The organism is Bosea beijingensis, from assembly GCF_030758975.1.
GTDB lineage: Bacteria > Pseudomonadota > Alphaproteobacteria > Rhizobiales > Beijerinckiaceae > Allobosea > Allobosea beijingensis.
The window spans coordinates 5,082,611-5,097,968 of the sequence record NZ_CP132359.1; the positions used below are offsets into that span (position 1 = coordinate 5,082,611).

Sequence of the window (15,358 nt, forward strand, 5' to 3'; positions counted from 1 at the left end):
GCTACAAACGAAGGCGATTCAGCCATGACCGACCCGACCAAGCGCGGCCCGTCGAGGCGCACCATCATGGGAGCGGCCGCGGCCGCACTGATGCCGCTGCCGCTGATCCCGACCGCTGCCTCCGCACAGGGCAAGGCGCTCACGATCACGACGACGGGCATCCTGAACAACGTCAATCCCTACGCCCACTCGAGTATCCACCTCTACTATATCTGGAGCCAGATCTACGGGAGCCTCGGCCGGTACAACTACGCCGCCAAGGCCTATGAGGGCGTGCTGGCAGAGAGCTGGGAAACCGTCGAGCCGACACGCTGGCGGTTCAAGCTCAGAAGCGATCTCAAGCGCCACGACGGCGGTCCGGGCCCCACATCAACTGACGTCGTGCACTCCTGGCGGCGCATCCTGAGCGACCCAGCGAGCCAGCAGGCGTTCTTCCTCACCGAGGTCGACAAGTTCGAACGCGTCGACGATCAAACTTTCGACATCGTCACGAAGCGCCCGGTGGCGCAGCTGCTGTCGCTCCTGTTCGACCGCTTCGTGGTGACGAGTGCTGATCTTCACGAGAAGCACGGCGCAAATGCCGACAAAGCTGCCGCCTTCGGCTGGGGCCCCTATAAGCTCGACCGTTTCGACATCGATCGCAGCGTGATCGTCGCCCGCAATCCGTCATGGCCGGGTATGCCGGCCTCGGCACCGGAGACGGTGATCTATCGCCAGATTCTGGAAGCGGAGCAGCGCGTCACGGCCCTCCTCAACAATGAGGCGCAGATCGCGCGCCTCATCCCGCCGCAACTGGTCGATCGCCTGAAGTCGAACCCGGCCGTGAAAGAGGTCGAGACGGGCTCGCTGGAATGGATGTTCCTGGGCATGAACGTCAAGATCAAGCCCTTCGACGATCCGCGGGTGCGCCGGGCGGTGGCGCATGCGATCAATGCCGATCTGATCGTGAAACGGCTGCTCTTCGGGCTGGCGGATCCTATGCAGGGGGCCATAGGCAAGCATCAGGATTGCTTTGCTCCGAGCGCGGCCCGGCCCGAATATGATCCCAAGAAGGCCAAGGCGCTGCTCGCCGAGGCGGGCTTCCCCGATGGTTTCGACGTCGAGTTCGCGACCGCGAACGGGCGTTATGTCTCGGATCGGCAGGTCGGCGAAGCGTTGGCTCAGATGCTCCGGCAGGTGGGTATCAGGGCCAAGCTCAACACGCCCGATTACGCGAACTTTACCAATGACATCCGTCAGGGAAAGTTGCCGCTCTACTATACCGGCCGGTCAGCGGCCAATGACCAGCTCGAAGCTCTGGCACAGTACTTCGAGACAGGCGGTTCGCGGCGAACAAACTATTCGGATCCCGAGGCGGACCGGCTGTTCCGTGAAGTTCGAGCGGCGTTCGACACCAAGGTCCAGTGCGATCTCCAGCGGTCCTTGAGCGATAAGCTTTCGCAGGATTCGCCAGTGGTCTTTCTCTGGACGCATCGTTTGGTGAACGGGGTTCGCTCGAACATCAACTGGCCGGCGGATGCCACCGGCGAGCCTTGGCTCACGGACATCACGGTATCCTGAGTTCTGCACCGGCCGGTCGAGCGATCGGGCCGGCGTGACGCTCCGCGAAGTCGGCGCTCGTGACACCCGTGCGCCGCGAAACGGTATTGGATTGAGACGATGACGGTACGCGAACAGGTCCTGCGCCGCGCACGCGGGTATATCGACGATGGCAGCTTCCTGCGGCAGCTTGCAGATCTGGTGGCGTATCAGACTGAGAGCCATCCTCCCGGCAGAAAGAAGGAACTGGAACGCTACTGCGCCGAGGGCTTGGGACCGATCGTCTCGAAACTCGGCTTCTCGGTCGAAATCCTGCCAAACCCGTTGGAGGAACACGGGCCCGTCCTCCTCGCGACGCGACATGAGGGCGATGGCCTGCCCACCATCCTGATCTACGGCCATGGCGACGTCGTTCGGGCCATGCCGGAGCGTTGGCGTGCGGATCTCGATCCATGGAAGCTGAAGGTCGAGGGCGACCGTGTTTATGGCCGCGGCGTCGTCGACAACAAGGGCCAGCACCTGCTGGCGATCGAGGCGCTGCGTGCAATCCTGGAAGAAAAAGGATCGCTCGGTTTCAACGCCAAGATCTTCGTCGAAACAGGAGAGGAGGCTGGCTCGCCGGGTCTGAAGGCGTTCCTGGAGCGCCATCGCGAACGCTGCGCCGCCGATGTGTTCATCGCGCTCGACGGTCCGCGTCAGAGCATGCAGGTTCCGGACATAACGCTCGGCACGCGGGGAGGGCTGGCGGTCGATCTGATCGTCGATCTACGCGAGGGATCGCATCATTCCGGCCACTGGGGCGGGCTGCTCAAGGACCCCGCCGTGATCCTGGCGCATGCGATCTCGACGATTATCTCGCGCGATGGCCGGATCCTGGTTCCAGGATGGACGCCGAAGTCGGTGCCGGAATCGGTCACACGGGCCAGCCGCGCCGTCGTGATCGAAGATGCGCCCGGCGCTCTGAAGCCTGACGAGGGCTGGGGAGAGCCTGGTCTCTCTCGCACCGAAAAGATCTATGCCTGGAGCAGCGCCATCGTGCTGGCCTCCGTCAGTGGTCAGCCGGAGGCGCCGGTGCCGGCGGTTTCAGGGTTTGCCAAGGCGCGCATTCAGCTCAGGCACACGGTCGATGTCGACGCTGCCGAAGTCGCGCCGGCGTTGAAGCGACATCTGGCGGAGCAGGGCTTCACCGAGGTCGAGGTGCGGCCGGTAGTGGAGCGGGACATGTTTCCGCCCTCGCGTACGGATCCCGATGATCGTTGGGTTCGCCGTGTGGCGGAATCGATGGAGACGACCGTCGGGCGCCCGCCGAACCTCATCCCCAACATCGGGGCTTCGGGACCGTCGGAGTTCTTCAAGCAGACGCTCGGCGTGCCGATTCTCTGGATCCCGCAGTCCTATGGAGGCTGTGGTCAGCATGGCCCGGATGAACACGGGTTGCTCTCGCTGTTCCATGACGGGCTAGGGATCATGGCTGGTGTCTTCTGGGACATCGGAGCTGAAACGACAGCGAAGTCCGCTGGCAACTCCGGCTGATTGCCGCGAAACCGTAATCTGTCTACGAGGGGCGGCGTGACTGCTAGGGGGCGGTACCACGCCGATCCACTTGAAACCAGATATTGTCGCCATGAATGACGTGCCTTCACTGCGCGTAGTCCAGGATAAGGTCAGCTTGCGAGAACGCACCACGGCCGTGCTTCGCAACGCCATCCTTACGATGCGCTTCAAGCCTGGTGAACGCCTCGTCGAGCGGCAGCTTTGCCTTGAGACCGGCGTCAGCCGGACCTGCATTCGGGAGTCGATGCGTCACCTCGAGGCAGAGGGCCTGGTCCGCCGCGAGCACAATAAAGGCGTCGTCGTTTCAAGCATAACCGCGACTGAGGCGTCCGAGATTTACGAGGTCCGGCGGATTCTCGAAGCGAAGATGCTGGAAAAAATGATCCGGCGGCTCGACACCGACATTGTGGGGCGGCTTGAGGCTTCGCTCCTGCGTGCCGAAGAGTGCATTGGGCGCCCATTCGAGTATGTGAGTGCGATTGGCGATCTCATCGAGGTGCTTTGGAGCGGCTATAACAACGACACCGCTCGCAACCTGCTGCGATCCATTTTCGATCGCATATCCTACATCCGGGTTATCCTCAGCGTCTCCACTGGTGTTGACGAGAAGCGCACGACCGTCGCCATCCTCCATGGAGTTCTCGATGCTATCAAACAACGCGACGTCATTGCCGCTCAGGAGCGTTACGACCACTATCTCACGCGTGCACACGACACCGTAGTTAAGATCATCACATCGAACTCCGCCTCAAATGACCGCCTTGTGACCCAGGTGGCGATCGGTTGAACTGCGGCGATTGTGACTTTCACCCGCGATCCTGTGTTGTCGGCCCGGCCCGAAATCTTTGGATGCAGCCGACGTTCCGGAACTGTCGATCGGACCCATGCGGCCGGCAGATGCGAAAGAGCGCTTTAGGAGCGGAGCGTGAGCCGGTCCGGCGGCGAGGGAAACAGAATATTTAGTTTTCTAAGTAAGTATCTCACCTCATATGGGGTGGGACTGACATGCAGAAAATTCGGCTCGGCAATCTTCTTCATTGCCTGACACTCGTTCCGCTTGTGGCCTTGATATGCTTTGGCGCAATCCTGGCGGTGAGCAGTTTCGAAACGTATCGGGAAGTGCAGCAGGCGCGTCGCCTCCAGGTGCTGGTTGATGCGACCACGGCTTTTTCTGCGACCGCCATTCCCAATGAGGGCCGCGCTGCCTACCCGTATCTGGCGTCGGGGGAAGCGGACGCCCGCGCCAAGATGCAGGCGCAGTGGCCACTGACGGATGCCGCATTTGCGCGGATCGATGACGCGTCGAAAGGCGTCAGGATCGCCAATGCCGAAACGGCTGCTTTGCTGCAGTCGATATTGGACCAGCGCGCAATCCTCGCCGACGTGCGCGAGCGCGCGCTTCGCCGGGAGACCGACCGCTCGAAGATGGGAGCGTTTCTCCAGAACAGCAGCAATCTGGGCAACGAGCTCGTCGGCCGCCTCGCCGGCGCCGTCGACAATAGCGACATTGCCCGTTCGATTTTGGCGTTGCACGCTGCTCTTGAAATCAGCACGGGAAGCCTGAACGAAGGTGGCCGCGGCGAAATTGCGTTTCAGACCGGCAAGCTGAGCCAGCCGCTGTTTCGCGTGATGCACCGTGGCGTGGAGCTTCAACAGATCTTCGGACGCCAGTTCGAGACCTTTGCGCCGACGGTGCATATTGCCCAGTACAAGAGCTTCCTCGCATCGGACGACGTCCAGCTGATCAATAGGGTTCGTCCCGTCCTCCTCGATGCAGCTTTTGACAAGCTGGATCCGAAGGACGCCGCGGGGTGGACCAAGGCTGACCAAGCGAGGCGGGCATTCTGGCTCAAGGAGATCGAAGCCATGCGCGGCAGCCTTGCGGCGCAAACCACCGAGCTTCTCGATTCCGCCTATCGCAGCTTCCTCGTCTACACCGCGACATCCGTCGCCATCATACTTCTGGCGGTTGGTTTGGCAGCCTATGTCAGCCGAGTCATCAGATCGCTCTTCGGCCAGCTGGCATCGTCGATGACCCATATTGCAGAGGGAACGCTGGAGACAGTGGTCCCATTCGCTGGACGCGCGGACGAAATCGGGCGGATGGCTGCAGCGTTGGATGTGTTCCGTAGCAATGCGCTGAAGGTCCGGGAGCGGGAGGTCGAGGAGCGGGCAGAGCTCCGCGCCAGAGCCGAACGGGCGCAAGTCATGTCCGCCGTCGTGGAGTCCGTCAGTGGCGTCGTTCAACGCGCTGCGGATGGTGACTTCTCAGGCCGCGTCCAGATCAAGGCGGACGATCCGGCGCTGACGGCACTGATCGATGGCATAAACCAGATCAACATCGTGGTGGACGAAGCCACAGGCGAGTTCGAGAGAGTGCTCACGGCAATCGCGGAAGGCGACCTGACGCTCGATGTCCGACGTGATTATGGCGGGCGCCTTGATCAGCTCAAATCGGCCATCAATGCGACGGCCAATACGTTGGGGACAGCGGTCGGGACGATCCAGCAGACCGCGCACGAAGTGCAGACGTCCTCGACAGAGATCAAAACCGGCGCGGACGACCTGGCCCGGCGGACCGAACAGCAGGCGGTATCCCTCGAAGAGACAGCCGCGACAACCGAGCAACTGGCAGCTTCGGTAAAATCGACAGCGCGTTCGTCCAAATCGGTGGTGACGGATGCGCAGGCGGCTCGGTCGGTGGCGTCTGAGGGAGGCATGGTCATCACTCAGGCCGTATCCGCCATGTCGCAGATCGAGGCGACAGCCATTCGTGTAGCCGCGATCACCAATGTCATCGAAGAGATCGCCTTCCAGACGAACCTACTGGCGCTCAATGCCGCGGTTGAAGCGGCCCGGGCCGGCGACGCAGGCCGCGGTTTCGCGGTCGTTGCCGCGGAGGTGCGGACGCTGGCTCAAAGGGCCGCCGACGCTGCGAAGGATATTGGCACGCTGATCGCCTCTTCCACGGTCGAGGTTGAGCAGGGGGTCAAGCTCGTTCGTGAGGCCGGGGATACGCTCACAAGGATCGTCGAGGCGTCGAGCCGTGTGGTCGAGACCATCTCGCAAATTGCGGTCGCCTGTGACGAACAGGCGAGCGGCATCGACGAAGTGAGTCAGGTCGTGGCGCATATGGATGAGATGACGCAGCAGAATGCTGCGCTTTCGGAGCAGAGCTCGGCGTCCGCTCTCGCTCTCGCGGGGCAGATCGAACGGTTGAATGATCTGGTTACGCGGTTCCGGACCTCGTCGGCGGAACGCGTTAAGATCTGGCGAGCTGCCTAGGCACTGGCATCGCGTTCCGAGCGGTCGGACCGCAGGCTTTCGGCGCCTTCTCTACGCCGAGGGATCTGTCCGGCTCCGTGATCGCGTCGCCCATTCAGTGTCTGCAGGCGATGACGGTGCCGTCCATCAGACAACCATGCCGGTTGGAGGCGGCGGGGGTATTTGCCCTCCGAAGGCATCTTGCGCGTCGTGCTTGCTGCGGTGTGCAAGGGCCGGCTGCCTTGTTCGGTGAGATGCCGAGATCGCTGCCGGACGATCGGATTGATCAGGCTGTCCTCGGCTCAGGCGAGAACTTTTCCGAGGCCGACCCTCGCGAGTGGGGCCGGGCGCGTGGGATCGGCGTGCTGGAACGGAACTCAGCGTGAGGCCTGAACAAGGCCGAACCCAGGGATTGTTTCCGCAATCTCTTCGATCAGGCCGCGCAGTTCTCCGCAGAACTCGCGCGACGCGGCTGTGGGTTGAGCGCCGGCCGCCAGAACGAGCCTGCCGACAATGCGTTCGTCGGGGAGCAGCGGGACAAAGTCGAGGCCCTGGCTGGTCGGGCCGTAAAGAATGCTCAGCTTGTCCAGCAGGGCAATGCCGGCTCGCGCCTCGACGAGGGCGCAGGCGACGCTTGACTGGGTCACCTCGGCCGCCGGTCGCAACAGGCGATCCTGCTCTGCAAACAGCCGGTGCGCGAGCGCGCCCAAGGGCAGGTCCCGGTTGAGACAGATCAGGCGTTCGCGCGCGACGTCAGCGACCGAAACGCTGCCGGCTCCGGCAAGGCGATGGTCCTTTGACACGACGCATCCAAACTGCGATGTGCACAGATCCTCGATGACGATGCCGGACACGGCGGCCGTTTCGATCAAAAGGCCGATGTCACTCCGGAAACTGGCAACACGCTGCGCCACGTCGCGGGCGGTCAAGGTCTCGATGACGATCTCGACGCCAGGCTTCCTGCTCTGCAGCCTGGCGACGGCGCGTGGCAGGATCGAGTTCGCGAACGCTGCGATCGAGGCGATCCGCAGTGCGCCGGTGCGACCCGCCTTGATGTCGCTCGCCCGCCTGCTGACGGCGTCGACCGCGGAGACCGCCTGCATGATCTCGCCGTAAAGCATCTCGGCTTCGCGCGTCGGGAAGATGCGCTGCTTCTCGCGGTGGAAGAGCACGATCCCGAGCCGCTGCTCGATTTGCTGCAGGGTTCGGCTGACTGCCGGCTGCGAAACATTCAGGGTCGAGGCGGCCGCCGTGACCGTGCCCTTCTCGATGACTGCTCTGAGGACAAGCAGTTCGCGCGTGTCGATCATCATGACTGATCCGCATGAAGTCAGGCCATCTTTGTATTGGAGCGCATGAGCTAACCCGGTCAAGCTCGGCCATGGCCTCAGCTTCTACGGAAACCCCATGAAGGTTATCGAGATCCGCGGACACCATGTCGGGTTCGAGCCCTCGCCGCCGATAGGCAATGCCAGGACAATGATCCGGCGGCGCGAGTTTCTACTGCTCGAGCTGATCACCGACACCGGCGAAAGGGGTTGGGGAGAGGTCTTCTCCTCGCCGGACGCCGCGGCAGCCTTCCTCCGTGCCCGGCTGGCGCCGCTCGTTCTGGGGCAGTCACCGTCGCGCTTCCGCGCGATCTGGGAGCGGATGATCGGCACCCTGGGTTATGACAGGCGCGGACCCGGCATGATGGCGATCTCCGCGGTCGACATGGCGCTGTGCGACTTGGCGGCCAGGGAGCGGAACATCAGCGTGTCGGCCCTGTTCGGCGGACCGCTGCGCGACCGGGTCTTCGCCTATGGAAGCGGGCCGTTCATCACCGAGGCGCCAGACCCTTACGCGCATTATGCGCAGGAGGTCGATCGCTGCCTCGCGCTGGGATACCGCGCCATGAAGCCCAGGGCCGGTGTCTCTCCCGGCGCCGACGGCAGGATGGCAGCGGCCATGCGAAAGCAGGTGGGGCCGGATATCGGGCTGATGGTCGACATCAACCAGGCATACACGGCACCGGCAGCGATCGCTTCCGCACGCGAGATGGCAGAAGCGCGTCTTCTCTGGATCGAGGAGCCCGTCGAGCCCGAGGATATCCCCGGCTATGCGGCTGTCGCGAGATCAGCGTCGATCGCAGTCGCGGGTGGTGAGGCATTGGCCAGCGCCGCCGCGTTTCGCGACTTTCTCGTCGCTGACACCATGTCGATCCTCCAGCCGGATCTCACAGTCTGCGGCGGGTATACGGGCTTCCTGAGGATCGCGGCGCTCGCCGCTGCCTTCGACCTGCCTGTTATGCCCCATGTGTTCGGAACCATCGTCAACCACCAGGCGGCCTTGCAGGTGGCGGCGCTCCTGCCGTCCAAGCGTGGGGGCGGGCCAGCTTCCTATCCGTATGTGGAGGTCGATGTGTCCAACAACCCCCTGCTGCATCTGCAGGGGGAGGTCAGGCCGAATGCCGACGGCACGCTCAGCGTGCCTGATGCACCGGGCACCGGCCTCGCCTTCAAGGAAGAGCAACTGGAGCCGTGGCGGCGAGAGGTCTGGCGCTGCAACTGAGCCGTTCAACAACGACAAAGAAAAAGGGGAGGGTCAAATGACCGTTTCAAGACGTGAATTTACGACGGGCCTCGCGGCAGCCCTCGCGTTGCCGACCGAAAGGGTGCTCGCTGCGGACTGGCCGACGCGATCGATCACCTTCGTAGTGCCCTTTCCGGCCGGAGGGAGCACGGACGTCGTCGCGAGGCTCTTTGCGGAGCGCTACGCCGAAACCCTGAAGCAGGGAGTCGTCGTTGAAAACCGGCCTGGCGCCAACGGCAACATCGCGGCCGCCGCGATCGCGAAGGCGCCGAATGACGGCTATACGATCCTCGTTTCGGGGAACGGCCAGAACGCCATGAACCATTCGCTCTATGCGCGAATGCCGTACGATTCCACCAAGGATTTTGCCCACATCGCCCTGCTGGCTTCCACGCCCAACGCGATCATCGTGCCGAGCAATTCCGACATCAAGACGCTCGCTGACCTGTTGCGCCGCGCGAAGGAAGCCGGGGAGGGGCTCTCATTCGCCAGCCCGGGTGTCGGCTCCTCGGGGCACCTGTCGCTCGCGATGCTCGAAGGAGCCGCCAATGTGAAGGTGCGTCACGTCCCCTATCGAGGGGCTGCGCCGCTCGTCACCGACGTTCTCGGCGCGCACGTCCCGGTCGGGATCGTCAACGTCGATATTCCGTTCGGCCATGTGAAGGACGGCAAGTTGCGTGTCCTGGCGGTGACGAGCGCGAAACGAAGCGCGCTCTATCCGGACGCGCCGACGATTGCTGAAAGCGGTTTTCCGGGCTTTGAAGCGCAAGGATGGTTCGGGCTGTCCGCTCCTGCCGGAACTCCGGAACCGATCATCACGAAGCTCAACGCTCTCGCCAATGAATTTCTGCGAGAAGACAAAATGAAGAAGCGTTTCGAGGCTGGCGGTTATCTGGCCGGCGGCGGCAGTCCGCAGGACTACGCGGCCTTCATCGATGCCGAAATCAAGAAATGGGCTGGGGTCGTCAAGGCCAGCGGTATTTCGCTGGAATAGTGAGTGCAAGCTTTTCCCTGAAGCGCGCGCTTGCAACTGCGCGGTCTAGCTGCCTGAGCAGCTCTTCTAGCAAAGACACGGTCTGGGTCTTGTTGCCGAGGCGCTCGTCCAGCGGAGCACGCGGCGGGGCGGGGCGCCGTAGGACGCGGCGAGCCGCGCGATGGCCAGTGGGCGCACACTGGAACCGATCTTCACTGAGTTCCAGAAGGTTAGATTTCAAGCCTTCGGTTGGCCGGTTCCGGCGGAATTCCGCTCGGCGCCGGCTCTGGCGCTGCCCCACGCCAGAGCTTCTGCGCCGGCCCCGAGGCCGGAAAGCTCAACTGAATGGAAGTCGAGCTACGCGTAACATAGACGGCGGACAGTCGCCGGGAGAACGGCAGCCCGCGTTTCGACGAGAACAAAGACCGGGATCTGTTGGTTGACAAAAAGGTCCTTCCATCTCAGCATCGTTACATAGAGCAAAAATAAAACGGGTGGAACGGTGAGGGGACCGAGGAGCCGGCGGGAGACACGTTCGGCGGTCTTGCGATATCTTTGGTGCTCTGGCGGCTCATTTCGTCCAGCCTTGGCGGAGAGTGCCGGGCTGACGGACGCCAGCATCTCGCGCATCGTTGCTAATTTGAAGTCAGAAAAGCTGATCGACGAGTCGAGACGCACGGCGCCTTATCAAGGGGGACCCAGCGTTTTCCTAACTTTGAGTAAGGATCGCTATGTAGGCGCCCTCGAATTTTCCAGTGGCCGGGTCCATCTCGGCGTTGCATCGCTGACTGGCGAAATTCGCTTTTCCGAATGGCTTGATCTCCCAGACGGCGCTGACGCAGAAACCGTGGATGGCACCTGCCGCCGCGCTCTCCGCCAACTGGCTGATTATGTTCAGCGGTCTGGGATTGCGCTCTGCCAGATCGCGGTCTCCATCCCTGGCTATCACGAGGATCTTCCAACCAATCCAATCATCGCCCTCAATCCGGGCAAAATCCTGGGCGACATCCAGAGGGCGCTGCCGGGCGTCGCGCTCCTTGTCGCAAATTCGATCGTGACGCGAGCCGTCACCCATCGGCTGAAGCTCGGCGCGACGCTTGCTGGTGGGCCCTATCTCTACATCTTCGCTGGCCATGGCGTGGCCGGGGCCCTGGTTGATGATTTTGCCGCGAGCGGCGATGTCGTGCCATGCGAGATCGGCCATATGGTACTCAACCCGCGCGGGCCGCGCTGCCGCTGTGGCCATTTCGGCTGCCTTGAGGCTTATGTCTCCACGGCGGCCGTCGCGCCTGCTATCGGCATCCGTGAACAGGACCTGTTGACGATGGGCGAGGGGCGGGCAGGTCGGCTCAAATTGTCGACGCGCGCCCGTGGCGACCTCGCGATGCGCCTAGGGCGCTTGGGCCTCGCCATAGGAAATGCGCTCAACCTGATGCCGGTTCGGCGCGTGATGGTGGCAGGGTGGCCGGCTGAGTTCGGCGACGAGGCCCACGCCGGCATTCTCGGCGGAATCGAGGGCAGCCTATTTGGCGGGGCCTCGGCGGTGAATATCACCTTCTCGAACGCCGAATTGGGTCGCGAGCCGGCCGCCGGCATCGCACTGGCTACTTACGCCTACCTGCACCGGGGCGCGATGCAACCGGAGGCGCTGGCTGGCGAAATCACCACAGACAACCTGACCGAATAAGAAGGGGAGGAACATGGTTCTGAAAGCTTTGACGGCAGCGCTCTTCGGCGGTGCCATGGTCACTCTGGCGGGGGCAGCGCTTGCCGACAGCGTGCTCAAGGTAAAGCCGTCCGGAGACGTGAAGGTGCTGGATCCGATCCTCGGTTCGGATTCCATGGCCCGCAATTTCGGTTACATGATCTACGACACGCTGTTTGCGGTCGACGACAAGCTGGCCGTCAAACCGCAGATGGTCGACAGATGGGAAACCTCCGCGGACGGTAAGGTCTGGAACTTCGTGCTGCGCGACGGCCTCTTCTTCAGCGACGGCCAACCGGTGACAGCGGATGACGTGATCGCCTCGCTGAAGCGCTGGAGCGTCAATGACAGCATGGGGCAGCAGCTCAACCAGCGCGGTGCGGTCTGGGAGGCGGTGGATGCGAAGACCGTGCGCCTGAAGCTGACATCTCCTTGGGGGATGGTGCTTGATGCGCTCGGCAAGCCTGGCGCACCGGTGCCATTCATCATGCCGGCTCGCATCGCCGCGACGACACCGCCTAACCAAGCTGTCACAGACCATACCGGCTCAGGTCCGTTCATCTTCAAGAAGGACGAATGGATGGCGGGCGCCCGGCTGGTATTTATCAAGAACTCGGCCTACGCCCCGCGCCCCGAGGCGCCTGCTGGTCTCTCCGGCGGCAAGGTCGTCAAGGTCGACCGCGTCGAATGGCAGATCATTCCGGACCAGCAAACAGCGATCAACGCATTGCTCAAGGGCGAGATCGACATCAGCGAGGAAATCTCTGGCGATCTCATTCCGCTCGCCAAGACATCGAAGGATATCGTGCTGGCACGCCAAGACGAGATCGGCGTGGCACAGCAGATACGTATCAATTCGGCCCAGCCGCCATTCGACAACCCGAAGCTGAGGCAGGCCTTGCTCCACGCCGTCGACGGCGCAGATTTCCTCGCCGCAGTGATCGACGATCCGAGCCTGGGAAGACCATGCCGCTCATTTTACGTCTGCTCGTCGCCCTATTTCACCGAGGCGAACTTCCCCGGCATCGACCTCGCGAAGGCCAAGGCTCTCGTCAAGGAGGCCGGCTATGACGGGACGCCGGTGGTGCTGCTCGATGCGACCGAGAATTCCAACATCCATGCCTTCACGACCGTCGCCGAAGCGTTGTTGAAAAGTATCGGCTTCAGGACCGATGTGCAGGCAATGGACTGGGCGACCGTCGTCTCCCGTCGTGCCAGCAAAGAACAGGTCAGCAAGGGTGGCTGGTCGATCTTCATCTCGGGGCCGGGTGGGCTTGATATGATGGAACCGGTCAGCCATCTCGGGTTACGTTCGAACTGCGAGAAGGCGTGGTTCGGCTGGCCATGCGATGCCGAGATGGAAAGCATGCGGGCAGCCTTTTCCGACCTCTCCGACAAGGAGCAGCGCATGGCGCTGGCGGCGAAGATCCAGGCGCGTGCAGCAGAATCGGTCCCCTATGTACCGATCGGTGTGCAATATCAGATTCGTGCGCATCGGGCGAATTTGACCGGCCTGCTCACGCCGCCGGCTCCCGTCTATTGGAACATTGCCCGCCGATAGGCACAGAAGGGCTAGTCGTGCCACGGCGTCGCTCATGTACCGGGCTCCGCCGGCCGCTGAGTTTTGCGCGAACTCACATGTGTCGAGGGCGGCATCTATGCCGTCGCACCGGCCGGCACCCAGACAGGCATATCGCGGGCCAGATCCTGTTGTCTACCTTCGGACGCGCACTTCAGATCCCACGCTCCACGGGAGCAAACTTGCGCGCCGAAGCACAAGATCGCTTGCCGTGAGCGAAAAATAAGCGTTGTCCGTCCGGGGCGCCCGGGCCAACACCCTGCCTTGTCGGGAGGTGGATGGAATGGCGAGATCGGATAAGGGGCCGACCGTAGGCTTTCTAGGGCTCGGGTCGCTGGGCGCGCCGATTGCGCGCCGGTTGGCGCGAGGCGACACGGTTGTGGCGTTCGATCCAGACGAGGCGCGTTTCGACGTGGTGCTTCCCGGCGTCGAGCGGGCGGCATCCCCGGCAGAGGTCGGCGACCGGGCTGACATTGTCTTTGCTTGCCTGGCCGCTGAGGCACATCACCGCGATGCACTTTTTGGTGCCGAGGGTCTCGTGAGGGGGGAGCGGCGCAGCGTCTACGTTCATCTGGGAACCAGCGGGTCGGCATTCGTCGCCGAGTTGAACGATACACTTCGCGGCTTCGGCATTGTCAGCATCGACGCGCCGGTTACCGGCGGACCGCCCAAGGCGCGGACCGGCGACTTGACCTCGATCGTCTCCTGCAGTCCGGCGCACTGGCTGAACGTGCGCGACCTGATCGCCCGCTACAGTCGAAAGACCGTCAAGATCGATGGCGCCCCGGGCCGAGCGCAGACTCTCAAGCTGGTGAACAATGCGATTGCCCTCGTCAATCTCGTATCCGCTTGCGAGGCGATGGTCGTCGGCGCGAGGGCAAGCCTGCCTCCGCAGGCCATGCTCGACGTGATCAACAGCGGCAGCGGCCAGAACAGTGCGACCCTAGGCAAGGTCCCCGAGCACATCCTTCCCGGCACTTTCGACTTCGGCGCCAGCCTCGATGTCGTGATCAAGGATCTCGAACTCTTCCTCGCCGAGCCGGCGGCGGGCAATGGCGCCCTGGTCGACACCTGCCGCAGTGCGCTCGCCGCCTACAGGCTCGCGAAGGCGGAGGGCGTCGAGATCGACGATCTGACCGCAGTGCTTCGCCCTATGGAGAGAAGAGCGGGGGCGCAACTCCGATGGCCGGCCTAAGCGAGCATCAGCACCTCGCCCATACCCCATGCTCCGGCGCTCTTGCGGTAGAGCGAAAGGAAGGTCGAGACGATCAGGTCGTCGACCACGGGATCGATGTTAAGAGGCCGGATCGCGTACAGGGTTCGCTCCAGCGAAGCGTCTGTGATGCGCGCAGCGGCGAGCTTTCCCGCCGCAACGTCCTCATAGACGCTTCCGAGAGGCAGAATGGCCGACGCCAAGCCCCGGGAAACCAGCTGCTTGATCGCGGTTAGCGACTGCACCTCGTAGGCTACCTCCAGCGCAAGTCCTTCGCTCAAGGCGCTGTTCTCGACCATGCGGCGGACGACGTCGTCCCGATCGGGCATGGCGAAGCGATGGCTCAGCGCGTCGCGCAGTGACACCGTCTTGTCGAGCCTGATGCCGGCCGATGGCGCCCGAACCAAGAACAGAGAATCTCGCAGCAGCGGCGAGCACCGGTGCGAGCCCCCGTCGTCGGGCTTGAACGCGAAAGTCAGGTCAATCTTCCCGGTCGGAAGGCTCGCGAGCATGACGTGGCTGAGCCCTTCCGCAAGCTTGAGGTCAACTTTCAAAGGTGAGGACGCGATAGCCTCAACAAGGTCGGCCCCTACCAGCAGCGTGAGGCTCGGCGTCAACCCCACCGTCACTGTGCGAGGCGCCGCGCTCTCGCGAAAGGCGGCCAAGGCGACCCTGATATCCCTCCTGCCTTCGAGCGTGCGGCGGGCCCAGTCGAGAAAGGTCCTGCCCGCGTCCGTCGGCACGACGCCTCGGCTGGTTCTCCTGAGCAATGCGACGCCCATATCGTCCTCCAACTGCCGGATCTGTAGCCCCAGCGCGGTCTGGGCGATATTCAGGGATGTCGCCGCCTGCGTGATGCTGCCAAGCTCGCACACGCGGTCGAAGCACTCCAGTTGGCGGAATCTCATTCTCGGTCCTCTGGAGCGGAAGCCATTCGAGGCGCGGTCGGGTCTTGCGACG

At 63.1% G+C, this 15,358-nt stretch carries 11 protein-coding genes; 9 read left to right on the forward strand and 2 right to left on the reverse strand.

From position 1 onward, the window contains the following. Nucleotides 1-24: 24 nt before the first annotated feature. The 4 genes from Q9235_RS24385 (at nucleotide 25) to Q9235_RS24400 (ending at nucleotide 6,378) form a co-directional block, all read left to right on the forward strand. A complete protein-coding gene (locus Q9235_RS24385; protein ID WP_055727147.1) occupies nucleotides 25-1,560 on the forward strand; it encodes an ABC transporter substrate-binding protein in 1,536 nt (511 codons plus the stop codon). 99 nt (nucleotides 1,561-1,659) lie between these two features. Beyond that, on the forward strand, nucleotides 1,660-3,072 hold the full coding sequence (locus Q9235_RS24390) for a M20/M25/M40 family metallo-hydrolase (protein WP_055727146.1): 1,413 nt from the start codon (nucleotides 1,660-1,662) through the stop codon (nucleotides 3,070-3,072). 91 nt (nucleotides 3,073-3,163) lie between these two features. After that, nucleotides 3,164-3,880, forward strand: coding sequence for a GntR family transcriptional regulator (locus Q9235_RS24395; RefSeq protein WP_055727145.1), 717 nt, complete (start codon nucleotides 3,164-3,166; stop codon nucleotides 3,878-3,880). A gap of 218 nt (nucleotides 3,881-4,098) precedes the next feature. Continuing rightward, a complete protein-coding gene (locus Q9235_RS24400; RefSeq protein ID WP_306224359.1) occupies nucleotides 4,099-6,378 on the forward strand; it encodes a methyl-accepting chemotaxis protein in 2,280 nt (759 codons plus the stop codon). A 356-nt stretch (nucleotides 6,379-6,734) separates the two neighbouring features. Here the strand turns inward: Q9235_RS24400 and Q9235_RS24405 are convergent, their stop codons facing one another. Then, nucleotides 6,735-7,670 carry a LysR family transcriptional regulator gene (locus Q9235_RS24405; RefSeq protein ID WP_055727140.1) on the reverse strand — a complete coding sequence of 312 codons (936 nt, stop codon included), beginning with the start codon at nucleotides 7,668-7,670 and terminating at the stop codon, nucleotides 6,735-6,737. Nucleotides 7,671-7,764: 94 nt separating this feature from the next. Here Q9235_RS24405 and Q9235_RS24410 point away from each other — a divergent pair, with 94 nt between their 5' ends. The 5 genes from Q9235_RS24410 (at nucleotide 7,765) to Q9235_RS24430 (ending at nucleotide 14,380) form a co-directional block, all read left to right on the forward strand. Continuing rightward, complete coding sequence (locus Q9235_RS24410) at nucleotides 7,765-8,907, forward strand: mandelate racemase/muconate lactonizing enzyme family protein (protein ID WP_055727139.1); 1,143 nt, start codon at nucleotides 7,765-7,767, stop codon at nucleotides 8,905-8,907. 37 nt (nucleotides 8,908-8,944) lie between these two features. After that, nucleotides 8,945-9,922 carry a Bug family tripartite tricarboxylate transporter substrate binding protein gene (locus Q9235_RS24415; protein WP_197282410.1) on the forward strand — a complete coding sequence of 326 codons (978 nt, stop codon included), beginning with the start codon at nucleotides 8,945-8,947 and terminating at the stop codon, nucleotides 9,920-9,922. Nucleotides 9,923-10,487: 565 nt separating this feature from the next. Then, complete coding sequence (locus Q9235_RS24420; protein WP_306224360.1) at nucleotides 10,488-11,588, forward strand: ROK family protein; 1,101 nt, start codon at nucleotides 10,488-10,490, stop codon at nucleotides 11,586-11,588. A gap of 13 nt (nucleotides 11,589-11,601) precedes the next feature. Further along, a complete protein-coding gene (locus tag Q9235_RS24425) occupies nucleotides 11,602-13,167 on the forward strand; it encodes an ABC transporter substrate-binding protein (RefSeq protein ID WP_082459075.1) in 1,566 nt (521 codons plus the stop codon). A 301-nt stretch (nucleotides 13,168-13,468) separates the two neighbouring features. Beyond that, a complete protein-coding gene (locus tag Q9235_RS24430; protein WP_082459074.1) occupies nucleotides 13,469-14,380 on the forward strand; it encodes an NAD(P)-dependent oxidoreductase in 912 nt (303 codons plus the stop codon). Here the strand turns inward: Q9235_RS24430 and Q9235_RS24435 are convergent. Then, nucleotides 14,377-15,306, reverse strand: a complete 930-nt coding sequence (locus Q9235_RS24435; RefSeq protein ID WP_055727133.1) for a LysR family transcriptional regulator — start codon at nucleotides 15,304-15,306, stop codon at nucleotides 14,377-14,379. The genes Q9235_RS24430 and Q9235_RS24435 overlap by 4 nt on opposite strands. Between the last annotated feature and the right edge of the window lie 52 nt (nucleotides 15,307-15,358).

What these genes read in the sequence shown, in the direction of transcription:
- Q9235_RS24390 (WP_055727146.1), top strand. Translation starts at nt 1,660, where the DNA reads ATGACGGTACGCGAACAGGTCCTGCGCCGCGCACGCGGGTATATCGAC.
- Q9235_RS24395 (WP_055727145.1), top strand. Translation starts at nt 3,164, where the DNA reads ATGAATGACGTGCCTTCACTGCGCGTAGTCCAGGATAAGGTCAGCTTG.
- Q9235_RS24430 (WP_082459074.1), top strand. Translation starts at nt 13,469, where the DNA reads ATGGCGAGATCGGATAAGGGGCCGACCGTAGGCTTTCTAGGGCTCGGG.
- Q9235_RS24410 (WP_055727139.1), top strand. Translation starts at nt 7,765, where the DNA reads ATGAAGGTTATCGAGATCCGCGGACACCATGTCGGGTTCGAGCCCTCG.
- Q9235_RS24405 (WP_055727140.1), bottom strand. Translation starts at nt 7,670, where the DNA reads ATGATGATCGACACGCGCGAACTGCTTGTCCTCAGAGCAGTCATCGAG.
- Q9235_RS24385 (WP_055727147.1), top strand. Translation starts at nt 25, where the DNA reads ATGACCGACCCGACCAAGCGCGGCCCGTCGAGGCGCACCATCATGGGA.
- Q9235_RS24435 (WP_055727133.1), bottom strand. Translation starts at nt 15,306, where the DNA reads ATGAGATTCCGCCAACTGGAGTGCTTCGACCGCGTGTGCGAGCTTGGC.
- Q9235_RS24415 (WP_197282410.1), top strand. Translation starts at nt 8,945, where the DNA reads ATGACCGTTTCAAGACGTGAATTTACGACGGGCCTCGCGGCAGCCCTC.
- Q9235_RS24400 (WP_306224359.1), top strand. Translation starts at nt 4,099, where the DNA reads ATGCAGAAAATTCGGCTCGGCAATCTTCTTCATTGCCTGACACTCGTT.
- Q9235_RS24425 (WP_082459075.1), top strand. Translation starts at nt 11,602, where the DNA reads ATGGTTCTGAAAGCTTTGACGGCAGCGCTCTTCGGCGGTGCCATGGTC.